The following is a 24,371-nucleotide window of genomic DNA, read 5'->3' on the forward strand; positions in this document are numbered from 1 at the left end:
GCGCAACATTGTGAGAAGCTGGTTGAGGCGAACCTCATTTTTTAGTCTTTGAACACGTCTTTGAACCTTTCCGGACCTGACGAGCGCTTGAGGCACCCATACAGGCCAGCGGCCGTCGCCAATCGTTTGGCGGGCCGTCCGCAGCGCAGCATCCGAAGGATGCGACAGCGTCAGGACAAAGGTCTTTGGCATCATCAAGCAAAGCTTGATGAGCATGAACAATGAGAACGATCAAGCCAATCGGGCGATTAGTACCGGTAAGCTTCATGCATTGCTGCACGTCCACACCCGGCCTATCAACGTGGTCGTCTTCCACGGCCCTGATAGGGAATACTCGTTTTCAGGTTGGTTTCCCGCTTAGATGCCTTCAGCGGTTATCCATTCCATATATAGCTACCCTGCTATGCCCTTGGCAGGACAACAGGTCCACCAGAGATATGTCCATCCCGGTCCTCTCGTACTAGGGACAGATCCTGTCAATATTCCTACACCCACGGCAGATAGGGACCGAACTGTCTCACGACGTTCTGAACCCAGCTCACGTACCGCTTTAATTGGCGAACAGCCAAACCCTTGGGACCTGCTCCAGCCCCAGGATGCGATGAGCCGACATCGAGGTGCCAAACAACCCCGTCGATATGGACTCTTGGGGGTCATCAGCCTGTTATCCCCGGCGTACCTTTTATCCGTTGAGCGATGGCCCTTCCACGCGGGACCACCGGATCACTATGACCGACTTTCGTCTCTGCTCGACTTGTCAGTCTCGCAGTCAGGCGGGCTTATGCCATTGCACTCGACGACCGATTTCCGACCGGTCTGAGCCCACCATCGCGCGCCTCCGTTACTCTTTCGGAGGCGACCGCCCCAGTCAAACTACCCACCATACACTGTCCCGGATCCGGATAACGGACCGCGGTTAGACATCCATGACGATAAGGGTGGTATTTCAAGGATGGCTCCACGAAGACTGGCGTCCCCGCTTCAAAGCCTACCACCTATCCTACACATGCCGACACGAATGCCAGTGTAAAGCTATAGTAAAGGTGCACGGGGTCTTTCCGTCTGACCGCAGGAACCCCGCATCTTCACGGGGAATTCAATTTCACTGAGTCTATGTTGGAGACAGCGGGGAAGTCGTTACGCCATTCGTGCAGGTCGGAACTTACCCGACAAGGAATTTCGCTACCTTAGGACCGTTATAGTTACGGCCGCCGTTTACTGGGGCTTCGATTCAAAGCTTGCACCTCTCCTCTTAACCTTCCAGCACCGGGCAGGCGTCAGACCCTATACGTCGTCTTTAGACTTCGCAGAGCCCTGTGTTTTTGATAAACAGTCGCTACCCCCTGGTCTGTGCCACCCCATTATGGTTGCCCAAAATGGGGTCACGCTTCTTCCGAAGTTACGCGTGCAATTTGCCGAGTTCCTTCAACATAGTTCTCTCAAGCGCCTTGGTATACTCTACCTGACCACCTGTGTCGGTTTCGGGTACGGTCTATACGGTGGAGCTATTTCCTGGAACCGCCCCACTGCCCAACCAATCCAATAAGGTTGAACAATTTTTGCGATCCGTCACTACCACCAGGCCCACGAATATTAACGTGGTTCCCATCACCTACGCATTTCTGCCTCGGCTTAGGGGCCGGCTAACCCTGCTCAGATTAACTTTAAGCAGGAACCCTTGGTCTTTCGGCGAGAGGGTCTCTCACCCTCTTTATCGTTACTCATGTCAACATTCGCACTTCCGATACCTCCAGAGGCCCTCACGGGTCCTCCTTCACAGGCTTACGGAACGCTCCGCTACCACATACACTTGCGTGTACATCCTCAGCTTCGGTGCATGGCTTTAGCCCCGTTACATTTTCGGCGCAAAGACCCTTAATTAGACCAGTGAGCTGTTACGCTTTCTTTAAATGATGGCTGCTTCTAAGCCAACATCCTGGTTGTTTTGGGATCCTCACATCCTTTCCCACTTAGCCATGACTTGGGGACCTTAGCTGGAGGTCAGGGTTGTTTCCCTTTTCACGACGGACGTTAGCACCCGCCGTGTGTCTGCCGATTAGTACTCCCGGGTATTCGGAGTTTGGTTAGGATCAGTAAGACGGTGAGTCCCCATAGCCCATCCAGTGCTCTACCCCCCGGGGTATTCGATCGACGCACTACCTAAATAGTTTTCGCGGAGAACCAGCTATTTCCGAGTTTGATTGGCCTTTCACCCCTAGCCACAAGTCATCCCAATCTATTGCAACAGATGCGGGTTCGGTCCTCCAGTTGGTGTTACCCAACCTTCAACCTGCTCATGGCTAGATCACTCGGTTTCGGGTCTAATGCAACTAACTGAACGCCCTGTTCAGACTCGCTTTCGCTGCGCCTACACCTACCGGCTTAAGCTTGCTAGTTACACTAAGTCGTTGACCCATTATACAAAAGGTACGCCGTCAGGGTTGCCCCCTCCGACTGTTTGTAGGCATCCGGTTTCAGGTTCTATTTCACTCCCCTTGTCGGGGTGCTTTTCACCTTTCCCTCACGGTACTTGTTCGCTATCGGTCATGCACGAGTACTTAGGCTTGGAGAGTGGTCTCCCCATGTTCAGACAGGATTTCACGTGTCCCGCCCTACTCTAGGACAATCAGTGTTCTACGCCTACGGGGCTATCACCCGCTACGGCCGCCTTTTCCAAAGCGTTCGGCTTTATTCCTGATTGCCACTGGCCTGGTCCGTGTTCGCTCGCCACTACTTACGGAGTCTCGGTTGATGTCCTTTCCTTCGGGTACTTAGATGTTTCAGTTCCCCGAGTTCGCTTCTTACCCCTATTTTATTCGAAGGTAAGATACCTTATTATTGATATCTAGAAACCTTTCAGGTTTCACTCACGCTTGTTCCGCACTTGCGTGCGGCGCTGCGTGAACGCGCCGGACGACCGGCGACGGCCTCTGGCCTGCATGGGAATTCCCAATACAGCGCAGAGCGCGTCGGCGATCGTTCGCCGCAACGTCGGACCAAAGGTCCGACAACCAGAAAGATTTTCTAGATATCTAAGGTGGGTTGCCCCATTCGGAGATCCATGGATCAAAGCTCATTCGCAGCTCCCCACGGCTTATCGCAGCGTATCACGTCCTTCTTCGCCTGTGCATGCCAAGGCATCCACCAAATGCCCTTACGACACTTAATCGTTCTCATTGCCAATGCTCATCAATATAGCCACCCATCGGGCTTTCAGACCCAATGCGTGGCGGACCGGTTACCTTTTACAACCAGCCCTTCTCATGATGCCATCGACGTGTTCGACAGATCTGCTTGTATGGAACTACGCCGAGCAGTTCGCTTGCAGTCTGTCTTTAAGACCAGCTTCTCGAGATGTGATCCAGGACCGCGCGGTCAGGCAACGGCCATCAGTAAGTCATCAGAGCCATTCTTCAGGACAAGTCCCTCAAAATGACAACAACGACCGACCAGAGTGACAAGCTTCCTACCTATTCCGGCCCCTCTTTCGTATCCGGCCGGCTAGGCCATCAACGACATCATTGGAACCGGCTTCGGACATGGGCCTAAACCCATACCTGGAAGCCTCCAGATCAATCTTCTCTTCACGATTTTTGCAGAACAGGCACAGACGCAAATGCGTCGTGCAAACTTGTTTTTCTTCAGAAGACAAAGGCGGCAAACCCAACAACCGGTTCACCCATACAGGCCAAAGGCCGTCGCCGATCGTTCGGCGGCCCGTCCGGAGCGCAGCGGCCAAAGGCCGCGACAGCGTCAGGACAAAATATGGTGGAGCTGAGCGGGATCGAACCGCTGACCCCCTGCTTGCAAAGCAGGTGCTCTCCCAGCTGAGCTACAGCCCCAATCACTTGGGAACAGCTTGCAGCCGACAGCGTCAGCACAAAGCCCGTTCATCAACACCATAATCCGCGCGCCATTCAACTGTGTCCGCCACCCGTGCGGCGCCAAGCCATCCGCTTTTCAACAAATGGTGGGCCCGGGTAGACTCGAACTACCGACCCCACGCTTATCAAGCGTGTGCTCTAACCAACTGAGCTACGGGCCCATTCAGTCAAACCGGTCGTGCGGTTTTTTGTCTTCTTGAAGAAAGAGAAACGTAGTCGGCGGGTTCGCCATACCATCCGATGCTTAAAGCATTCCGTGGCGTATTGCGTTTCGATGGTCACCTGACTGGTGCCATCTATTGTTCTAAAAAGCACGGGAAGGTTCATATTGGGTTGATCCGAAGATCAGGCCAATCGTCTTACCGTTCCACAGCTTCCTTAGAAAGGAGGTGATCCAGCCGCAGGTTCCCCTACGGCTACCTTGTTACGACTTCACCCCAGTCGCTGACCCTACCGTGGTTAGCTGCCTCCTTGCGGTTAGCGCACTACCTTCGGGTAAAACCAACTCCCATGGTGTGACGGGCGGTGTGTACAAGGCCCGGGAACGTATTCACCGCGGCGTGCTGATCCGCGATTACTAGCGATTCCAACTTCATGCACTCGAGTTGCAGAGTGCAATCCGAACTGAGATGGCTTTTGGAGATTAGCTCGGGATCGCTCCTTCGCTGCCCACTGTCACCACCATTGTAGCACGTGTGTAGCCCAGCCCGTAAGGGCCATGAGGACTTGACGTCATCCCCACCTTCCTCTCGGCTTATCACCGGCAGTCCCCTTAGAGTGCCCAACTGAATGCTGGCAACTAAGGGCGAGGGTTGCGCTCGTTGCGGGACTTAACCCAACATCTCACGACACGAGCTGACGACAGCCATGCAGCACCTGTGTCCCGGTCCCCGAAGGGAACACTACATCTCTGTAGCTGTCCGGGCATGTCAAGGGCTGGTAAGGTTCTGCGCGTTGCTTCGAATTAAACCACATGCTCCACCGCTTGTGCGGGCCCCCGTCAATTCCTTTGAGTTTTAATCTTGCGACCGTACTCCCCAGGCGGAATGTTTAATGCGTTAGCTGCGCCACCGACAAGTAAACTTGCCGACGGCTAACATTCATCGTTTACGGCGTGGACTACCAGGGTATCTAATCCTGTTTGCTCCCCACGCTTTCGCACCTCAGCGTCAGTAATGGACCAGTAAGCCGCCTTCGCCACTGGTGTTCCTGCGAATATCTACGAATTTCACCTCTACACTCGCAATTCCACTTACCTCTTCCATACTCAAGATACCCAGTATCAAAGGCAGTTCCAGAGTTGAGCTCTGGGATTTCACCCCTGACTTAAATATCCGCCTACGTGCGCTTTACGCCCAGTAATTCCGAACAACGCTAGCCCCCTTCGTATTACCGCGGCTGCTGGCACGAAGTTAGCCGGGGCTTCTTCTCCGGATACCGTCATTATCTTCTCCGGTGAAAGAGCTTTACAATCCTAAGACCTTCATCACTCACGCGGCATGGCTGGATCAGGCTTGCGCCCATTGTCCAATATTCCCCACTGCTGCCTCCCGTAGGAGTTTGGGCCGTGTCTCAGTCCCAATGTGGCTGATCATCCTCTCAGACCAGCTATGGATCGTCGCCTTGGTAGGCCTTTACCCCACCAACTAGCTAATCCAACGCGGGCTCATCCATCCCCGATAAATCTTTCCCCCAAAGGGCGTATACGGTATTAGCTCCAGTTTCCCGGAGTTGTTCCGTAGGGATGGGTAGATTCCCACGCGTTACTCACCCGTCTGCCGCTCTGTATTGCTACAGCGCTCGACTTGCATGTGTTAAGCCTGCCGCCAGCGTTCGTTCTGAGCCAGGATCAAACTCTCAAGTTGAGAATCCAATCCGACTAATCACTCTTGTTCTGAATCGACGAGAACTCACTATGATAAGGTCCGCATCACTGCGCACCTAACCAGGTGTTCTCTTGTTCAAAACGTGACCGTCATTTGTCTTCCATAGATCAAGGCCTAAACCCTAATCCGCGAAAACCGCCGACCACGTTTCTCTTTCTTCTCATCTTCAATTGTCAAATAACCGACGCTTCAAAACCCAAGGGCCAAACCGTCAAAACTTCTCGAAACAGCAACACCCCAAGAGACCAAACCGAAACTCGGTCCCAACCAGCATGCGCCAATCAATCAGTGATTTCTGTAGAACGAAAGTCGTCGTCGCCAGCAGCGCCGCCGCCCTCGTTCAGTGAGCGGGTTATAGTGCCGACCCCAGTTTGAAGTCAACAGCATTGATTCAGAAATCTTGAGAAAAATGCCAACCTAATGATTTAAAAGATGAATTTCGGAAAAACTCTTCGAATTTCCGTTTTCCGGCAACTTTTGACCCCCTGAAGCAGGTATAAACAGCGCCCTTTCGGCCCTCGCCCCAAAACCGCCCCGACAAATTCACAATCTCATGGTTACGACAGGGCCAGTAGGGAATCGAAAAGCGCATGTCAGGCGAATGTACGCGTTTGCACCGTCGCCGATTTGACTCTCTATGTTGAAAGGGGCACATGTTTGGCCCAAGGTCCCGCAGGCAGTATAAAAGCTGCCTACGGCAATAACGAGTATCAGGGACTGGCTTTAATTGGCATGATGACGGCCCGCAGCATGATCCGCTCGCTCGGCAACGAACCGCCGATCCTCGCCGACGGCCGTCGCGCTCCGGATCGACGTGAGATTTCGTTGCGTTGGCTGTCCGGCACCTTCCTGACCGGCATTACCTCTTCCATTCTGATGGGCGTTGCTTTGTTTGCCGCCCTCGACGGCCGGCAGCAGCTTGCCATCCCCGCCGAAGCCTCCGCCGCCATCCCGACAAACGATGCTGATGCAGCGTCACGCGGCAAGCGGTTGCTCGGCGGCAATATCGTTGCCATGCCGACCGACCGGAAGGTGATGGAAGTCTCGACGGTCGTGCACGAGGGCAATAAGGAAGTCGTCCGCCGCAAGCCGTTCGCGCATGTGAAGATGAACCTTGCCGCAAACCACGTGGCGCAGGAAGATTACCCGAACTTCGATCCGATGACGATCTTCTCCTCAAGCGAGACCCCGCCGCCGCCTGCAGCGCGCGCCGGCGTCATCTACGGGTCGAACGTCGAATCCGAGGTCAGTCTCCAGACCGTGGCCTTCCCCATTAAGGGCAGCATGTATGCCTTCGCGCCGGCGATGACGCTGGAGGAGGTCGAGGAGAACGTCCGTTCCAACGGCTCGGTGCTCACCGACGGCGGTGGCCAGCTTTCGGCTCTCTATTATGTCGACCCGCAGCGCTTCTCCTCAAAGGATGACGGCGGCGGTCTCGATATCACCGCCGGCCTTTCGGCCCGCGTCGTCGAGGAAAACATCTCGGTTTCAACACCTGAGGCGATCAACTCCCATACCCGCGAATATGCCGACGACATCATTCCGGTGCGCAAGGCCGAAACGGTCAGCCAGGCGATGGCCGAGGTCGGTTATCCGGAAGGCAAGGCGCGGGAAATTTCCGGCTACCTGCAATCCCGCCTCGGCGAAGCCAATCTTTCCGTCGGCGACGTGCTGCGCATCGGGGTTATTCAGGAAGGCGACATGGTTCTGGTCGTGCGCGCCAGCCTCTACCGGCGCGGCGATCACCGGGTAACGGTCGCCCTCGACGACCACGGCCGCTTCGTGGATGGCCAGGAGCCGCCGATGTTGGACGCGGTCGCCTCGGCCTTCAGCGAACAGCCCGCACAGGTCGTCGCCGGCCGCGAACTGCCGCGCGTCTACGACGGCATCTACCGGGCAGCCCTTTCCTACGGCATGAGCAAGGAAATGACGGGGACGCTGGTGAAATTGCTTGCCAGCAACGTCGACCTGCAGGCCCAGCTAAAGCCGACGGACAAGATCGAGGCCTTCTTCTCGGTCGCCGACGAAAAGGGTCAGGCCAACAAGGATTCCGAACTGCTTTACGTCAACGCTCGCTTTGGCGACACAACGAGCCGTTTCTACCGCTTTCAGAATTCGGACGACAATTCGGTCGATTATTTCGACGAGGACGGCAAGAGCATCCGCCAATTCCTGCTGCGCAACCCGCTTCCGAACGGCCGCATGACCTCCGGTTTCGGCATGCGCGGCCATCCGATTCTCGGGAAAGCCCTCATGCATACCGGCACCGACTGGGCAGCCCCGCGCGGCACGCCGATCATCGCTACCGGCAACGGCGTCGTCGAAAAGGCCGGCTGGGACTCCGGCGGCTACGGCAACCAGACCCTCATCCGCCACGCCAATGGCTATGTCTCCTCCTATAATCACCAGAGCGCGATCGCGCCGGGGGTTCGCGAAGGCGCCAAGATCACCCAGGGCCAGGTCATCGGTTACGTCGGCTCCACCGGCCAGTCGACCGGCACCCACCTTCATTACGAATTGATCGTCAACGGTACCAAGGTCGATGCGATGAAAGTCCGCCTGCCCGGCGGCAATTCGCTGAATGGCAAGGCGCTCGCCCGGTTCGAAGAAGAACGCAAGCGGATCGATACGCTGCTCAACACCCAGTCGCCCGACGAAGTCGCCAGCCGGTAGCGAATTTGCCACCCGCTGAACTTCAAAACGCAGCACGCCCTCACTGATCAGGTCGATTTCTCGCGCAGGCTGCCCCGGATCGACCTTCATCCCGTCTAATACCGGCTCGATCCGCTCCGTCTTACGGCTGCAGTTCCGTATCCCAGTAGAGATAGTCCATCCAGCTTTCGTGCAGATAGTTCGGCGGGAACAGCCGACCGTTGTTATGCAGGTCCTGCACCGTCGGCTGGTAGGGCTTCTGGTGCGGGAACATGGCGGCCTGCTTCGGCAGCTTGCTGCCTTTCCTCAGATTGCAGGGTGAACAGGCGGCCACGACATTCTCCCAGGTGGTCTCGCCGCCATGAGCGCGCGGGATGACGTGGTCGAAGGTCAGGTCGTCGTGTTCTCCGCAATACTGGCACTCGAACCGGTCGCGCAGGAAGACGTTGAATCGGGTGAACGCCGGATTGCGGGTCGGCTGGACATAGGTCTTGAGGCTGACGACGCTCGGCAGCTTCATCGAGAAGCTCGGCGAGCAGACCGAGTGATCGTATTCCGCGATGATGTTCACACGGTCAAGAAAAACCGCCTTGATCGCGTCCTGCCAGGACCAAAGCGACAAGGGATAATAACTCAGCGGCCGGTAGTCAGCGTTCAGGACGAGCGCCGGCAGGGCCTGCGGGGAGACTGCAATCGTCAAATGACGCTCCTACCCGATTCGGCATCTGTATATTCTATATTAGGTCCGTTGTTACAGGATTGTGAAGCCCAATAAATGCAGTGGGATACTCGGACGCGGCTTCAGGCCAAAGGTGTGACATCCCGACGCATTTTTGCCGCGTAATAGGCCCAGAAAAGCCGCGCGGCGACGGACCTCCACGGCCCCCAGGCTTTAGCCATCACCGCCAGATTTTTGGCGGACGGCCGCGTTTCGAGCCCGAATGCGTGGGCGACCGCAGCCTGCAGCGCCACGTCGCCGGCCGGGAAAATATCCGCATGTCCGCCACAGAACATCAGGTAGACCTCCGCCGTCCACGGACCGATTCCCGGCAGCGTGGTCATCTGCCGGATCGCCTCGTCCGTTTCCAGCGCGCAAACGGAAGCGAGATCGAAATGCCCTTCCGAAATTGCCGTGGACAAATGATGAAGCGTCGCCGCCTTTGCCCGTGAGAGGCCGAACGTGGCGATGATAGTGGGATCCAAGGCCCGATACCCTTCGGCGGTAACCGGGCCGGCCGCCGTTATCCTCCGCCAGATCGCCTCGGCACTCGCCCTCGACACCATCTGCGATACGACGATCGACGCAAGGCCGGAAAAGCCCGGCTCGTTCAGCCTGAGCGGCACCGGGCCGGAAGCCTCGACGATATCAGCAAGCCTTGGATCGAGCGTCACCAACGCCTCGAGCCCCGCCTGAATGTCGGAATGATCGCGGATGATCGCCACCGCCTGCCTCCCCACTGGTTGCCTCCCCATGGCCGTTTTTCAAAAAGCATGGCAGAAGAAATCATGCCCGCTCCGCCTCCAGATAAACCGGTCTATCGTTTCGCGCCAAGCCCGAACGGATTTCTGCATCTCGGCCATGCGCTGTCGGCGCTGCTCAACTACGACATGGCGGAAGCAATGGGCGGCTATTTCCTGCTGCGCATCGAGGATATCGATCTAGCGCGCTGCACGCCGGAGTTCGAGCAGGCGATCTATCGTGATCTCGCCTGGCTGGGGCTTCGATGGGGAGAGCCGGTGCGGCGGCAATCCGAACATTTCGACGCCTACCATGCGGCGCTCGACCGATTGACCGAGATGGATCTCGTCTATCCGGCCTTCCTGACCCGCGGCGAGGTAAAAGCCAGGGTCGCTGCCTACGAGGCGGACGGGAAGAGCTGGCCGCGCGATCCGGATGGTTCGCCGCTTTATCCCGACCACGACAGATATCGCAGCGAGACCGAGCGGCGAAGGCTGATCGCGGAGGGTGTCCGGCATGCCTTTCGCCTCAACGTGGGAAAGGCACTTGGCCTCATCAAAGCGCCGCTGAACTGGACGGAGAGCGGCGACGGAGCGCGCGGCGAGATCCCCGCCGATCCGTCGGTCTGGGGCGATGTGGTCCTGTCCCGTTCGGATGCGCCGTCGAGCTACCATCTGTCGGTGACGGTGGACGATGCGGCGCAGGGCATCACCCATGTTGTGCGCGGGCTCGATCTCTTCGAAGCGACGGCCGTGCACCGCCTGCTGCAGGAGCTGCTGGAACTGCCGCAGCCGGCCTATCGTCACCACCGGCTGATCATGGGCCCGGATGGCAGGAAGCTGTCGAAAAGCGAGGGCTCAACCGGGCTCGCGGCGCTTCGCGACCAAGGCCTCTCGGGCGGCGATATTCGCCGCCTCGTCGGCCTCTGAGCGGATTTTCTCCCGCTCGCGATGCGCCTTCCGGCGGCGCGAGAAGACCGAATAGATCTTGTATTTCATCAGTGCGGCATTGAACTCGGCGCCGAGCATGAAGATGACGCCTACCATATAAAGGAAGATCAGCACGATCATGATCGACGCCAGACCGGCATAGGTGGCGGTATAATTGGCGAAGGTCGACAGATAGGCGGCAAAGCCGAGCCCGAAACACGTCCAGACGACGATCGTCAACGTCACGCCGGGAATGATGTCGATCAGCCGGCGGTGGCCGGCCGGCAGCCACTTGTGGGAAGCGAGCAGGCCGATCAGCAATAATAGGGCGGTGCCGTAGAGCCCCCAGTTTGCCGCCGTCGTGAGGTCGCTGATCAGCCACGGAAAATAAAAGCGGGTCTCGGCAAAACGCAGCGCCACGGGAACGGCAAGCAACAGAATGCTGAGGACCGCAAAGATCACCACCAGGATAACGACATAACCGAGGCTCGCCAGCCGCGTCACGTACCAGGGCCGGGTCTCCGTGACGCGATAGGCTCGGTTGAGCGAAATGCGCAGGGCTTCGACGCCATTCGAGGCGAAATAGGCAGCCGCCAGCACCGAGATCGTCAAAAGGCCGCCGCGCGGGATTTCGAGGACCCGCTGCAGCTCGGAGGCGATGGGCTGCGCGATATCCGCCGGCCAAGTATCGAAGAGCAGGTGGACAGTCGTCTGCGAGAAGTCGCCAGCCCCCAGAAAGCCCGCAAGCGCCGTGCCGAAGATCAGGAACGGAAACAGCGCCAGAAGGCCGGAAAGCGCGACATGGCTCGCCATCGCCCAGCCATCGTCATCCGAGAAATGCCAATAGGCGTCCCAAAGCACCCTGAAGGCGAGGCGATACCACCGGACGGGGCGGTTTTCTTCGGGCAATTGCAACTCCGTTGTGACGTGGTGGGAAATATGGGAGGAACTCTTTCGATTGTACAGGGAGCCTCACCGAATGGCCGAAAATAGAACGATCATCGTTACCGGCTGTTCCTCCGGCATCGGCGCCCATTGCGCGCGTGCCCTGAAGGCCGATGGCTGGCGGGTCTTTGCAACGGTGCGCAGGCAAGCCGATCTCGCAACCCTCGAGGCGGGCGGCATCGAAGCCCTTTTGATGGATTACACCAAGCCGGATACGATCGCCGCCCTGGTCGCAACAGTGCTCGAGCGCACCGGCGGACGACTCGATGCGCTATTCAACAACGGCGCCTACGGTCAGGCGGGTGCGGTGGAGGATTTGGCGACCGATGTGCTGCGCGAGCAGTTCGAGACCAATTTCTTCGGTTGGCACGAGCTGACGCGGCGGGTCATCCCGGTCATGCGGGCTCAGGGTTATGGCCGGATCGTCAACTGTTCGTCGATACTGGGCCTGCTGCCCTATCGTTATCGCGGCGCCTACACAGCCTCGAAATACGCCCTCGAAGGGCTGACGGTGACCATGCGCATGGAACTCGAAGGCAGCGGCATCGGAGTAAGCCTCATCGAGCCCGGACCGATCACCTCTCGCTTCACCGCCAACGCGCTCGCCAAGATCCGCGAGCATGTCGACCTCGAAGGTTCGGTCCATGCGGAGCAGTATCGGCGGCAGCTCAGGCGCCTCGAGGGCGGGGGGCAGGCCAACCGCCATAAACTTGGGCCCGAAGCCGTCTATGACGTCTTGACGCATGCCTTGACCGCACCTCGTCCGAGGCCACATTATCTGGTAACAACGCCCGCCAAACAGGGCGCTTTCCTGAAAAGAATACTCCCGGCCGCGCTCTTCTATAAATTGATGCGCCGGCTGGATTGAAAGGCAGCAATCCGACAATGTCCACTTTTACCACCGTCCTTGCCCTGATCGTCATGGGCCTCGTCGTGCTCGTCCTGATCCGCGGGCTGTTCAACATGGTCAAGGGCACCGATCCCAACAAATCCAACAAGCTGATGCAACTGCGTATTCTCTTGCAGGCAGTTGCAATCGTCCTCATCATGCTCACTCTCTGGATTACGGGCGGCGGTCGCCCGACCTGATTCTGATGATGGCGGATGGTAAAGCTCAACAAGATCTACACGCGCACCGGCGATAACGGCACCACCGCGCTGGTCTCGGGTGCACGCCGCGACAAGCATGACCTGCGCGTCGAGGCCTATGGCACGGTCGACGAGACGAATTCGACGATCGGGCTGGCGCGCCTGCACACGTCAGACATGGCCGAACTCGATGCCATGCTCTTCCGAATCCAGAACGACCTCTTCGACCTCGGTGCCGATCTTGCCACGCCGGATACCGGCGAGAAGCTGGACTACGAACCGCTTCGGATCGTCGAAGCCCAGGCGACGCGGCTGGAAACGGAGATCGATGCGCTGAACGCCCATCTCGACCCGTTGACCTCCTTCGTGCTGCCGGGAGGATCCCCCGCCGCCGCTCATCTTCATCTTGCCCGCACCGTGTCGCGCCGTGCGGAACGGCTGATGGTCGAGCTGTCCCGAAGCGAAACCGTCGGCGTCGCGGCGCTGAAATATATCAACCGGCTTTCCGATTTTCTGTTCGTTGCGGCGCGTTTTGCCAATGACGGAGGCAAAGCCGATATACTCTGGGTTCCTGGCAAGAACCGGTAACCGCAACGGCGCAGGAGCCACAGCATGTTCATCCCGCTGCACGACGCCGTCGAACTCAAGTACATCCGCGTGCAATATGTCACGATCAGCATCATCGCCATCAACGTGCTGATATGGCTGTTCACCAATTTTTCCGCGCCTGAAGTGGCCGAACACGCCTCGCTCGGGCTCGGCTTCATTCCAGCGGTGATCTTCAATTACGCGACGCTCGATCCGTCGCTGGTGATCGTGCCGGACGATCTGACCTTCGTCACCTATGCCTTTCTGCACATGGATTTCTGGCATCTCGCCTCGAACATGCTGTTCCTCTGGGTGTTCGGCGACAATGTCGAGGATGCACTGGGGCATGTGAAATTCCTCGCCTTCTATCTCGTCTGCGCAGCGGCGGGCGCCGCTCTCCACGGTTTCGTGGCATCGAGTTCGGAAGGGCCGCTGATCGGCGCATCCGGGGCGATCTCCGGCGTGGTTGCGGCCTATTTCCTGCTGCATCCGCGCGTGCGGGTCTGGGTGCTGGTTCTCTTCCGTATCCCGCTGCCGTTGCCGGCCTTCATTCCGTTGGCGCTCTGGATCGTTCAGCAGTTCGCCATGCTGGCGCTCGATCTCGATGGCATGGTCTCCTGGGGTGCGCATGTGGGCGGCATCATTGCCGGCGCCATCCTCGTGCTGTTCATGCGCCGCAAAGGCGTGCCGCTGTTCGACCGCAACATCGTCACCCCGAAAGCCGTCGAGCGAAAACCTGGCGCTCCGCAGATCGCCGCGGCAACCGAATAGAACTATGAGAAAACGGCAATGCCTGGAGGCAAATCCGCGTTGTAATCGCGCGAAAAATGCGTATCCATGTCGCCAACTGACAAATGAGGAAGCAGCAAATGTCGCAATTTGCGGCTGGAGATAGTCAAGGAAGGACCCCATGAAGATCCTGGTGCCAGTGAAGCGCGTGGTCGATTACAACGTCAAGATTCGGGTAAAGCCGGACGGTACGGGTGTCGAGCTCGCCAATGTGAAGATGTCGATGAATCCCTTCGACGAAATCTCCGTCGAGGAGGCTCTGCGTCTGAAGGAAGCTGGCAAGGCCGAAGAAGTGGTGGTCGTGTCGATCGGCCCGGCCAAGGCCGAAGAGACCCTGCGCACGGCGCTCGCCATGGGCGCCGACCGGGCGATCCTGGTCGAGACCGACGACCTGGTCGAGCCGCTTGCCGTGGCCAAGATCCTGAAAGGCATCGTCGATGCCGAACAGCCGGGCCTGATCATTGTCGGCAAACAGGCGATCGATGACGATTCGAACCAGACCGGCCAGATGCTGGCAGCCCTGCTCGGCTCCGCCCAGGCGACCTTCGCCTCGAAGATCGAGCTGGCCGACGGTTCCGCCAAGGTGACCCGCGAAGTCGATGGCGGCCTGCAGACGATCGAAGTCAAGCTTCCGGCCGTCGTTACCACCGACCTTCGCCTCAACGAACCGCGTTACGCTTCACTGCCGAACATCATGAAGGCCAAGAAGAAGCCGCTCGACAAGAAGACTCCGTCAGATTTCGGCGTCGACACCGCGCCGCGGCTCAAGGTCCTGAAGACGGAAGAACCGGGCGGCCGCAAGGCGGGCATCAAGGTGAAGACGGTCGAGGAACTGGTTGGCGCCTTGAAGACCGCCGGCGTTCTGTAAGGAAAGGGAGAACATCAACATGGCCATTCTTCTTCTGGCAGAACACGACAATGCGAGCCTCAACGACCAGACCGCCAAGGCGCTCTCGGCCGCCTCCAAGATCGGCGGCGAGGTGCACGTGCTGGTCGCCGGTTCCGGCGCCAAAGCCGCTGCCGATGCCGCTGCAAAGCTTGCCGGCGTTTCCAAGGTCCTGCTCGCTGACAGCGCCGACTACGCCAACAACCTCGCAGAACCGCTTTCGGCTCTGATCGTTTCGCTGGCCGGTTCCTACGACACGATCATCGCCGCTGCGACGGCATCCGCCAAGAACGTCATGCCGCGCGTCGCAGCCCTGCTCGACGTCATGCAGGTCTCGGAGATCGTCGAGGTCGTTTCGGCCGACACGTTCAAGCGGCCGATCTATGCCGGCAACGCTATCCAGACCGTCCAGTCGACCGACGCCAAGAAGGTCATCACGGTGCGCACCGCCTCCTTTCAGGCGGCTGGCGACGGCGGTTCCGCCTCGGTCGAAAACATTTCGGCTGCAGCCAACCCAGGCGTTTCGAGCTTCGTCTCGGATGCTCTTTCGTCTTCCGAACGTCCGGAACTGACGTCTGCCAAAATCATCATCTCCGGCGGTCGTGCGCTCGGCTCGTCGGAAAAGTTCAAGGAAGTCATCCTGCCGGTCGCCGATAAGCTCGGTGCAGCCGTCGGCGCATCGCGTGCCGCGGTCGACGCGGGTTACGCCCCCAACGACTGGCAGGTCGGCCAGACCGGTAAGGTGGTCGCACCGGCGCTCTATATCGCCGTCGGCATTTCCGGTGCCATCCAGCATCTCGCCGGCATGAAGGATTCGAAGGTCATCGTCGCCATCAACAAGGACGAGGAAGCCCCGATCTTCCAGGTCGCCGACTACGGCATCGTTGGCGATCTTTTCGAAATCCTGCCCCAGCTCGAAAAGGCGCTTTGAGCCTTTGTTCATTTCGCAAGCGCGAAAAATGCTGGCAAAACGACAAGCAGCAGAATAACAATCTGCCGGACTGCATACATGCAGTCCGGCATTTCTATGAAATCGGCGTACGCTTGAGATGGCGTAAACGCCCAGGGAGCGAAACCATGGGTTTGGTCATAAAAAGCATCGGCATCATCGGAGCAGGCCAGATGGGCTGCGGTATTGCGCATGTTTCGGCTCTCGCCGGATACAAGGTGCAGATGTACGATGTGTCCAAGGACCGGATCGAAGCAGCGCTCGCAACCATCAACGGCAATCTTGCCCGCCAGGTCTCCAACGGCAAACTCGGCGATGACGAGCGGAAAGCGGCCCTTGCGCTGATTTCCGGCTCTTCAGACCTCAACGATCTCGCGCCGATGGACCTGGTGATCGAGGCCGCGACGGAAGACGAAAGCGTCAAGCGCAAGATCTACGCGCAAGTCTGTCCGGTGCTCAAACCCGAAGCGCTGCTAGCAACCAACACCTCGTCGCTTTCCATTACCCGCCTCGCTTCCGCCACCGACCGTCCGGAGCGCTTCATGGGTATACATTTCATGAATCCGGTGCCGGTGATGAAGCTCGTGGAGCTGGTGCGCGGCATCGCCACCGACGAGCCGACCTTCCGTGCCGCCAAGGACTACGTCGTCGCGCTTGAAAAGACTGCGACGGTCGCCGAGGATTTTCCGGCCTTCATCGTCAACCGCATCCTGCTGCCGATGATCAACGAAGCGATCTACACGCTTTATGAAGGCGTCGGCTCGGTCGAGGCGATCGACACCGCCATGAAGCTTGGCGCCAATCATCCGATGGGCCCGCTGCAGCTCGCCGATTTCATCGGCCTCGATACCTGCCTGTCGATCATGCAGGTCCTGCACGACGGCTTGGCGGACAGCAAATACCGCCCCTGCCCGCTTCTGGTAAAATATGTCGAAGCCGGCTGGCTGGGCCGCAAAGCCGGCCGCGGATTCTACGATTATCGCGGCGAAGTGCCGGTACCGACGCGGTAGGCGATGCGAGCCATTGCCTTGTCAGGTATGCCATTCCGAACTATAGTGAGGGAGTGAGAGGCGAGCTTTCGCCCGCCCCTCTAGATCACCTCCGGAATAACACCCGCACGGTTACTTGCCAGTTCGTGCGGGTTTTCCGTATGGTGACCGTGATGCTAAATGGCCTGGACCACATAGATCACTCCTCCGGTTGAATGACGAGGCCCTCGCCGGGTCGAAGCGGCCTATCCTCTCCGAGGAGCACGGCAGTGCGCGTCTGCTTTCGTCATCACAACCAAAAGCAGAATAACGAAATACCTGCCGTCGTCCATCCGCGAAAATTGTCCGGGTTACAACCCCTTCGCCGCCGTGATCAGCGCCTTGGCATCCGGGCTGTCCCAGGCGGCCGGCCCGTTCATCGCCGAGATCAGGCAGCCCTTCTTGTCCATCACCAAGGTTACCGGCAGGCCGAAGGCGAGGCCTTCCTTCTTCAACGAATTGAAGACGCCCATCGAACTGTCGCGATAATAACCGAGCGTATCGACGCCGTATTCGGCGAGGAAAGCCTTGGGCTTTTCGTCGCTGCCGGTATCGATATTGACCGCCACGACCTCGAAGTCCTTAGCCCCCATGCCCTTCTGCAGCGCATTCAGCGCCGGCATCTCTTCCCGGCACGGGCCGCACCAGGTGGCCCAGAGATTGAGCAACACGGTCTTGCCGGCGAAATCGGCGGTCTTGAGGTCCCGGCCGTCCGGTCCCTTGAAGGCGAGGTCGAGCGGCCTCGGCGGCTGGGCGGCAACCATGGCGGCGACCTGGCCCTTGGAGAATTGCGAAACCGACTTCACCGTCTCGACAGCGCCCGCGCAGGCGCCGGAGGATTGGGCGGAGAGCCCGGTCTCGCCATTGCCAGACCCCACATTCGTCACGTATACCGCCACGGCACCGGCAAGTATTCCCGCAACGGCGGCAATCACGATCAATCTGGCGGACGGAAGGCCGAAAGGTCTTTTGGTCGTCATCAATTACTCCAGGACTAGACATCATGGCTGACGGCACGAAGGACGCAGTATCCTCCAACCAGATGTGGGGCGGACGCTTCGCTTCAGGGCCGGACGCGATCATGGAGGAGATAAATGCCTCGATCGGTTTCGACAAGAAGCTGTTCGCTCAGGATATCCGCGGCTCAATAGCGCATGCGACGATGCTCGCGGAAAAGGGCATTATTTCGGGCGAAGATAAAGACAAGATCGTCTCCGGCCTGAACACAATCATGTCAGAGATCGAAACCGGCAAGTTCGAATTTTCTAGGCAGCTCGAAGACATCCACATGAACATCGAGGCGCGGCTGGCAGTGCTGATCGGCCCCGCCGCCGGACGCCTACACACCGCCCGCTCGCGCAACGACCAGGTGGCGCTCGACTTCCGCCTCTGGGTCAAGGAAGAGCTCGTCAAGACGGAAGCGATGCTGACCCGCCTGATAGCAGCCTTTCTCGACCGCGCCGAGGAACACGCCGACACGGTCATGCCCGGCTTCACCCATCTCCAGACCGCCCAGCCGGTCACCTTCGGCCATCACTGCATGGCCTATGTGGAAATGTTCGGCCGTGACCGCGCCCGCGTGCGCCACGCGATCGACCATCTCGACGAAAGCCCGATCGGCGCCGCCGCACTCGCCGGCACGCCCTATCCGATCGACCGCCACATGACGGCCAAGGCCCTCGGTTTCCGCGAGCCGACCCGCAATTCGATCGATACCGTGTCCGACCGCGATTTCGCGCTTGAATTTTTGTCGGTCGCGGCGATCTGCGCCGTTCACCTGTCGCGCCTCGCCGAAGAGATCGTCATCTGGTCGACGCCGCAATTCGGCTTCGTGCGCCTGTCGGATGCCTTCTCGACCGGCTCATCGATCATGCCGCAGAAGAAGAACCCGGATGCCGCCGAACTGGTGCGTGCCAAGACCGGCCGCATCAACGGTTCGCTGGTGGCGCTGCTGACCGTCATGAAGGGCCTGCCGCTCGCCTATTCCAAGGACATGCAGGAAGACAAGGAACAGGTCTTCGATTGCGCCGAGAACCTGGAACTGGCGATCGCCGCGATGACCGGCATGATGCGCGACATGACGATCCGTGCCGACAAGATGCGCGCCGCAGCGGGCGCCGGTTATTCGACTGCGACGGACCTTGCCGACTGGCTGGTGCGTGAAGTCGGCCTTCCCTTCCGCGACGCCCATCATGTGACCGGCCGCGCCGTGGCACTTGCCGAAGAGAAGGGATGCGACCTCTCCGAACTGTCGCTGGAAGAACTGCAGTCGATCAATCCTGATATCACCGACAAGGTCTTCAACGTCCTCTCCGTCGACGCCTCGGTCGCCAGTCGCACCAGTTTCGGCGGCACCGCACCTGCTGAAGTGCGCAAACAGATCGCCTGGTGGCGCGGTCGGAATTGACGTCAGCCGGAACGAACGCTGAGAAGTGATGCCGGATAGTGACTGCACAAGCGCGCGGAACTTCGCTATGAAAGTTCCGCAGCCGTGCCGGAGAAGGAATAGAATGTCGAAGTCCCTGGTAAAAATCGCCCGCATCGCCTTTGTGCTGAGCCTCGCTGGCATCGTTGTCGTCGGCTGCGGCCGCAAAGGCAGCCTCGACCGCCCGAGCACGCCGGTGGAGCAGCAGAACATCCGCAAGAGCGGCAAACCGGATAAACAGAAAGCCGAGCCGGTTGCCGACCGGCCTTTCCTGCTCGACCCGCTCCTGTAATTTTCCGAGTTTTACCGTGAATCATTTTCATTACATCGACGGCGTGCTCCACGCCGAGAACGTGCCGATCCCGGAAATCGCCAAGGCGGTCGGAACCCCCTTCTACGTCTATTCGACGGCCACCCTGGAACGTCACTACAAGGTTTTCGCCAAGGCGTTCTCCGATGTGGACGCGATGGTCTGTTATGCCATGAAGGCGAATTCCAACCAGGCGGTGCTGAAGACGCTCGGTCGGCTCGGCGCCGGCGTCGATGTCGTCTCCGGCGGAGAGCTGCGTCGCGCGCTTGCAGCCGGTATTCCGGCAAACCGCATCATGTTTTCCGGCGTCGGCAAGACGGTGCAGGAAATGGATCTGGCGCTGCAAGCCGGCATCTACTGTTTCAACGTCGAATCCGAGCCTGAGCTGGAAGTTCTGAACCTGCGCGCTCTGAAAGCTGGAAAGCGGGCGCATGTCTCCTTCCGCATCAACCCGGATGTCGATGCCGGCACCCATGCCAAGATCTCGACCGGCAAGAAGGAAAACAAGTTCGGCATCGCTTACGAGCGCGCCCGCGCAGTTTACGCACACGCAGCGACGCTTGGCGGCATCGACGTCACCGGCATCGACATGCATATCGGCAGCCAGATAACCGAACTGCAGCCCTTCGATCACGCTTTCCGGCTGTTGCGCGAACTGGTCGAGACGCTTCGCACCGACGGCCACCGCATCGACCACGTCGATATCGGCGGCGGCCTTGGCATTCCCTATCGCGAGGACAACAACCCTCCGCCGCTTCCCGATGCCTATGCGGAAACGGTGAAGCGCCAACTGCGGTCGCTGGAGTGCAAGATCGTCACCGAGCCCGGCCGGCTGATCGTCGGCAATGCCGGCATCCTGGTCACCGAAGTCATCTACGTGAAGGACGGCGGCGAAAAGTCCTTCGTAATCGTCGACGGAGCGATGAACGACCTGATCCGTCCGACGCTCTATGACGCCTACCACATGATCCGTCCGGTCGTCGTGCCCGCCGCCGATGCGCCACGCATCAAGGGCGACGTCGTCGGTCCGGTCTGCGAAACCGGCGACTATCTGGCGCTTGACCGCGAGATGGCGGAACCCAAGCCCGGCGACCTGATCGCCGTCTCCTCAGCCGGCGCTTATGGCGCCGTGCAGGCAGGAACATACAACACCCGGCTGCTGGTGCCGGAGGTTCTGGTGAAGGGATCGGAGTTCCATGTGGTGCGGCCGCGCGGCAGCTACGAAGAACTCATCGGCCTCGACTCCGTGCCCGCATGGCTTGCGTGAACATTTAACGCGCCGTTCACTTTTACGGGAAAGCTTGGAAAATATGGGGGCGGATTGCCCCCTGCCCTCGTCTTCGCCACAAACATCGTTATCTTGGAAGCTTGATTTGCGCCGCCACGACTGGAGACGGATCGCATGAGCTTCATCCGCAAAGGTGCCTTCGAATTGCATCCCGTGCTTGCGCGTCGCGTCGCACTGAAACGGTCCTTCGCACGGATCGTGTTGTTTTTCGAACGGATTTTGCCGCTGCTGCTCGCACCCCTCGGGATTGCGGCGCTTTTCCTGTCGGTGGCCTGGTTCGGGATTTTCCGGATCGCGCCGGACTGGGTGCGCTGGGTCCTGGTCGGCGGCTTCGCCTTTGCCTTCGTCTATGCTCTGCTGCCGTTAAGCCGCCTGCGTTGGCCGGCGGTGGCTGATGCCGACCGGCTTCTGGAAGTCCGCAACAACCTGCCCCACCAGCCGGTCGGCGTGCAGGACGACCAGCCGGCTTTCGAAACGCCCTTCTCCCGTGCCCTGTGGAAAGAACATCAGATCCGCATGGCCGAGCGTATCGCAGCGCTCGATGCCGGCCTGCCGCAGCCCGATATCGCCCGGCACGACCGATTCGCGCTGCGCGCCATTCCTGCTCTCGTCTTCGTCGTCGCGCTCGGTTATTCCTTCTCGAACGGCGGCGGTTCTCCCGCCGATGCCTTCCGACCCGCACCGCCGGCGCCGAGCATCAATCCGGACCTGCGCATCGACGCCTGGCTGACGCCGCCCTCCTATACCGGCCGTGCGCCGGTCTTCCTGACCGGTCGCGAGGCGACCACGACCGTCGCCGCCGTCTCCATTCCGCAGAATTCGGCCCTGACGGTGCGCGTCACCGGCGGCGAAGGCGGCGAGGCCGTCGTCTTTGCCCCGAAGGCTGGAGGACAATCATCGACGCTGATCACCGAGGAAGCCAAGAAGGCCGCCGAGGACGCCGCGCAGCAGCAAAAGCAGGCCACCGGTCAGCAAGCGCAGCAGGCACCGGCCCCACAGACATCGGCTCAACCGGCCGCATCGCAACAGCAGCCTAACCAGCAGCGGCCGCCCCGCACCTATGCGCTCAACGTCGCCGAAAGCGGCAGCCTGACCGTCAATGGCCAAACCTGGGCCTTTGACGTGATCCCGGACCGGCCGCCGGAAATCGCTTTCGACGGACAGCCGAAACGTTCCGTCAACGGCGCGCTGGAAATCGGCTTCACCGGCAAGGACGATTACGGCATCCGCGAAGCTCATGCTCTGATCGAACCGGTCGACAAGCCGGCTCCGGGCGCGACCCCACTTTATCCGCTGCCGGACTACCGGCTCGACCTGCCGCGGCAGAACAGCCGCGAGGTCAAGAGCCTGACGAGCCGAAGCCTGATCGAGCATCCGCTCGCCGGCAAGCGCGTCAAGATCACCCTGATCGCCAAGGATGGCGCCGGCCAGACCGGCCGCAGCCCGACCCATGAAATGGTGCTGCCCTCGCGCGGCTTCTCCGAACCGCTGGCGGCGGCCGTCGCCGAAGAGCGCCAGGTCTTCGCGCTCGATACCCGCCAGATGCCCCGCGCCATCGAGCTCAACGAAGCGCTGGCGATCCGTCCCGACGAGACCATTCCCAACCTCAGCCACTTCCTGCTGATCAGGTCGGCGCTCGAGCGCATGAAGCTCGCCCGCAACGAGGAACAGCTGAAGGATACGGCCGAATATCTCTGGGAAATTGCGCTCGGCATCGAGGATGGTGACCTGTCCCAGGCCGAACGCCGCCTGCGCGACGCGCAGCGCAACCTTGCCGAAGCGCTGCAGAACAAGGCATCCGACCAGGAGGTCGCCCGGCTGATGCAGGAGCTGCGCGAAGCTATGCAGCAGTTCATGAACGAGCTTGCGCAGCGGATGCAGAACGCTCCGCAGGCGCCCAACAACATGCAGTCCCAGAATGTCATCCGCCAGCGCGACCTGCAGAACATGATGGACCAGATCGAAAACCTCGCCCGGTCCGGCAATCGCGACGCCGCCCAGCAGATGCTCAACGAATTGCAGCGGATGATGAACAACCTGCAGGCCGGTCGGCCGCAGCGGGGCCAGCAGGGGCAGCAGCAACAGAATGGCCAGATGCGCCAGCAGATCGACAAGCTCGGCGAAATCATGCAGGAACAGCAGCGTCTGATGGACCAGACCTTCAAGCTGGACCAGGCGCTCCGCGACCGCATGCAGCGCGGCGACCCGAGTGAGCGGCCCGGCCAGGAAGGCCAACAACAGCAGCAGCAGGGTCAACAGCAGCAAGGTCAACAGGGCCAACAGGGTCAGCAGAACACCGACCAGATGACCGCCGAGCAGCTGCGTGAAGCACTGAAGAACCTCCGCGCCCAGCAGGAAGGCCTTGGCAAGAAGCTGGAAGAGCTGCAGCAGGCGCTGAAGGGTCTCGGCATGCAACCCGGCGAAGGTTTCGGCAAGGCGCAGAACGAGATGGGCAATGCCGGCAAGGCGCTGGGCGATGGCCAGGGCGAGCAGGCCGTGCAGGGCCAGGGCAACGCGCTCAACGCACTTCGCCAAGGCGCCCAGAACATGATGCAGCAGATGATGCAGGCCATGCAACAGCAGGGCCAGGGCCAAGGCCAGGATCGTGGCGGCCCGGGCGAAAACATGACCTCGCAAGGCGGCCAGAACGGCCGCGACCCGCTTGGGCGCCCGCGTGCCACGTCAGGCCCGGATTTCGGCGATCAGGTGAAAGTGCCTGATGAAATCGATGTCCAGCGCGCCCGCCAAATCCTCGAAGCGATCCGCGAAAAGCTCGGCAATGCTCTTTCCGGCGAAGCGGAGCGGCAATACCTGGAACGGCTTCTGGATATTCGCTGACTTGAAGCCGGCCCTAAAGATTTATCAGGCGGCGCGGGAGTTTGCGGCTGCCAGCGCCGAGGCGACGGCACGGCGGATATCGGGAAGCGCAAACGGCTTCTGCACCACGTCGATCACCTTGGCCACAAGATCGTCGGCACGTTCCCGCTGCTCGGCATAACCGGTCATCAGCAGGATCTTCAGGTCGGGGAATTTTGCGGAAGCCTGATGCACGAGTTCGATGCCGTCCATGACCGGCATGCGGATGTCGGAGAGCAGCAGATCGAAGGTTCCCTCGCTGAGCTTTTCGAGGCCTTCCGCGCCGTCACCCGCTTCATGGGTCTCATGACCATCGAGACGAAGCGCCCGCGCAACGAACATGCGAAGCGAATCTTCGTCCTCGGTAATCAGGATTTTTGCCATTGCGGTGATCGCTCCCGTGTTTTG

At 59.7% G+C, this 24,371-nt stretch carries 20 protein-coding genes, 2 tRNA genes and 2 rRNA genes; 13 read left to right on the plus strand and 11 right to left on the minus strand.

Translation table 11 applies throughout. The features are described 5' to 3' along the window. From MOV63_RS17075 to MOV63_RS17095, 5 genes are all read right to left on the minus strand, one after another. A partial coding sequence (locus MOV63_RS17075; protein ID WP_247035132.1) for a hypothetical protein occupies positions 1–222 on the minus strand: 222 nt, incomplete at its 3' end. 5 nt (positions 223–227) lie between these two features. Then, positions 228–3,169: ribosomal RNA gene (locus MOV63_RS17080) — 23S ribosomal RNA — on the minus strand. 597 nt (positions 3,170–3,766) lie between these two features. Then, a tRNA-Ala gene (locus MOV63_RS17085) sits at positions 3,767–3,842 on the minus strand. A 126-nt stretch (positions 3,843–3,968) separates the two neighbouring features. Then, positions 3,969–4,045 (minus strand) — tRNA-Ile (locus MOV63_RS17090). Between the two features lie 221 nt (positions 4,046–4,266). Beyond that, positions 4,267–5,749 (minus strand): 16S ribosomal RNA (locus MOV63_RS17095). The 16S and 23S rRNA genes sit together here with 2 tRNA genes alongside, the layout of an rRNA operon. 753 nt (positions 5,750–6,502) lie before the next feature. On the opposite strand from MOV63_RS17095, the gene MOV63_RS17100 reads away from it, so the two are divergent. After that, the gene (locus tag MOV63_RS17100) at positions 6,503–8,443 is read left to right on the plus strand and encodes a M23 family metallopeptidase (RefSeq protein WP_247035134.1); all 1,941 of its coding nucleotides are present in this window, start codon (positions 6,503–6,505) and stop codon (positions 8,441–8,443) included. 121 nt (positions 8,444–8,564) lie between these two features. Here MOV63_RS17100 and MOV63_RS17105 read toward each other — a convergent pair whose 3' ends face one another. Then, positions 8,565–9,122, minus strand: a complete 558-nt coding sequence (locus tag MOV63_RS17105; RefSeq protein WP_007767848.1) for an HNH endonuclease — start codon at positions 9,120–9,122, stop codon at positions 8,565–8,567. Between the two features lie 101 nt (positions 9,123–9,223). Next, a complete protein-coding gene (locus MOV63_RS17110; RefSeq protein WP_157885186.1) occupies positions 9,224–9,895 on the minus strand; it encodes a DNA-3-methyladenine glycosylase in 672 nt (223 codons plus the stop codon). An 18-nt stretch (positions 9,896–9,913) separates the two neighbouring features. Between MOV63_RS17110 and gluQRS the strand changes: the two genes are divergently transcribed. Then, positions 9,914–10,810 carry a tRNA glutamyl-Q(34) synthetase GluQRS gene (gluQRS, locus tag MOV63_RS17115; protein ID WP_247035136.1) on the plus strand — a complete coding sequence of 299 codons (897 nt, stop codon included), beginning with the start codon at positions 9,914–9,916 and terminating at the stop codon, positions 10,808–10,810. Here the strand turns inward: gluQRS and MOV63_RS17120 are convergent. Further along, positions 10,739–11,719 carry a YhjD/YihY/BrkB family envelope integrity protein gene (locus tag MOV63_RS17120; RefSeq protein ID WP_051899853.1) on the minus strand — a complete coding sequence of 327 codons (981 nt, stop codon included), beginning with the start codon at positions 11,717–11,719 and terminating at the stop codon, positions 10,739–10,741. The two genes, gluQRS and MOV63_RS17120, sit on opposite strands and share 72 nt — an antisense overlap. Positions 11,720–11,789: 70 nt before the next feature. Here MOV63_RS17120 and MOV63_RS17125 point away from each other — a divergent pair, with 70 nt between their 5' ends. The 6 genes from MOV63_RS17125 (at position 11,790) to MOV63_RS17150 (ending at position 16,038) form a co-directional block, all read left to right on the plus strand. Beyond that, a complete protein-coding gene (locus tag MOV63_RS17125; RefSeq protein ID WP_247035138.1) occupies positions 11,790–12,623 on the plus strand; it encodes an SDR family oxidoreductase in 834 nt (277 codons plus the stop codon). 17 nt (positions 12,624–12,640) lie between these two features. Continuing rightward, positions 12,641–12,844, plus strand: coding sequence for a twin transmembrane helix small protein (locus MOV63_RS17130; protein WP_038590614.1), 204 nt, complete (start codon positions 12,641–12,643; stop codon positions 12,842–12,844). 15 nt (positions 12,845–12,859) lie between these two features. Next, positions 12,860–13,432: a cob(I)yrinic acid a,c-diamide adenosyltransferase gene (locus tag MOV63_RS17135; RefSeq protein ID WP_247035148.1), complete on the plus strand. Its 573-nt coding sequence runs from the start codon at positions 12,860–12,862 to the stop codon at positions 13,430–13,432. A gap of 24 nt (positions 13,433–13,456) precedes the next feature. Next, positions 13,457–14,203: a rhomboid family intramembrane serine protease gene (locus MOV63_RS17140; RefSeq protein WP_247035150.1), complete on the plus strand. Its 747-nt coding sequence runs from the start codon at positions 13,457–13,459 to the stop codon at positions 14,201–14,203. A 139-nt stretch (positions 14,204–14,342) separates the two neighbouring features. Then, complete coding sequence (locus MOV63_RS17145) at positions 14,343–15,089, plus strand: electron transfer flavoprotein subunit beta/FixA family protein (RefSeq protein ID WP_105431195.1); 747 nt, start codon at positions 14,343–14,345, stop codon at positions 15,087–15,089. A 19-nt stretch (positions 15,090–15,108) separates the two neighbouring features. Next, complete coding sequence (locus MOV63_RS17150; RefSeq protein ID WP_247035151.1) at positions 15,109–16,038, plus strand: electron transfer flavoprotein subunit alpha/FixB family protein; 930 nt, start codon at positions 15,109–15,111, stop codon at positions 16,036–16,038. An 8-nt stretch (positions 16,039–16,046) separates the two neighbouring features. Here the strand turns inward: MOV63_RS17150 and MOV63_RS17155 are convergent, their stop codons facing one another. Continuing rightward, positions 16,047–16,250 carry a hypothetical protein gene (locus tag MOV63_RS17155; protein WP_191969694.1) on the minus strand — a complete coding sequence of 68 codons (204 nt, stop codon included), beginning with the start codon at positions 16,248–16,250 and terminating at the stop codon, positions 16,047–16,049. On the opposite strand from MOV63_RS17155, the gene MOV63_RS17160 reads away from it, so the two are divergent. After that, the gene (locus MOV63_RS17160) at positions 16,185–17,066 is read left to right on the plus strand and encodes a 3-hydroxybutyryl-CoA dehydrogenase (protein WP_247035153.1); all 882 of its coding nucleotides are present in this window, start codon (positions 16,185–16,187) and stop codon (positions 17,064–17,066) included. The genes MOV63_RS17155 and MOV63_RS17160 overlap by 66 nt on opposite strands. A 329-nt stretch (positions 17,067–17,395) precedes the next feature. Here the strand turns inward: MOV63_RS17160 and tlpA are convergent, their stop codons facing one another. Beyond that, positions 17,396–18,064, minus strand: coding sequence for a thiol:disulfide interchange protein TlpA (gene tlpA, locus MOV63_RS17165; protein WP_038546307.1), 669 nt, complete (start codon positions 18,062–18,064; stop codon positions 17,396–17,398). A 23-nt stretch (positions 18,065–18,087) separates the two neighbouring features. On the opposite strand from tlpA, the gene argH reads away from it, so the two are divergent. The 4 genes from argH to MOV63_RS17185 all read left to right on the plus strand — a co-directional run bounded on the left by argH (position 18,088) and on the right by MOV63_RS17185 (position 23,945). Continuing rightward, entirely contained in the window at positions 18,088–19,491 is a 1,404-nt protein-coding gene (gene argH, locus MOV63_RS17170) for an argininosuccinate lyase (RefSeq protein WP_038546309.1), read from the plus strand. A 103-nt stretch (positions 19,492–19,594) separates the two neighbouring features. Beyond that, entirely contained in the window at positions 19,595–19,801 is a 207-nt protein-coding gene (locus MOV63_RS17175; protein ID WP_247035155.1) for an LPS translocon maturation chaperone LptM, read from the plus strand. Between the two features lie 16 nt (positions 19,802–19,817). Next, the gene (gene lysA / locus MOV63_RS17180; protein WP_247035157.1) at positions 19,818–21,086 is read left to right on the plus strand and encodes a diaminopimelate decarboxylase; all 1,269 of its coding nucleotides are present in this window, start codon (positions 19,818–19,820) and stop codon (positions 21,084–21,086) included. Between the two features lie 135 nt (positions 21,087–21,221). After that, positions 21,222–23,945: a TIGR02302 family protein gene (locus MOV63_RS17185; protein WP_247035159.1), complete on the plus strand. Its 2,724-nt coding sequence runs from the start codon at positions 21,222–21,224 to the stop codon at positions 23,943–23,945. Positions 23,946–23,969: 24 nt separating this feature from the next. Here the strand turns inward: MOV63_RS17185 and MOV63_RS17190 are convergent, their stop codons facing one another. Next, positions 23,970–24,347 (minus strand): response regulator, encoded by a 378-nt coding sequence (locus tag MOV63_RS17190; protein ID WP_247035161.1) that lies wholly within the window; start codon positions 24,345–24,347, stop codon positions 23,970–23,972. Positions 24,348–24,371 lie beyond the last annotated feature (24 nt).

This window comes from Neorhizobium sp. SHOUNA12A (assembly GCF_023006505.1).
Lineage (GTDB): Bacteria > Pseudomonadota > Alphaproteobacteria > Rhizobiales > Rhizobiaceae > Neorhizobium.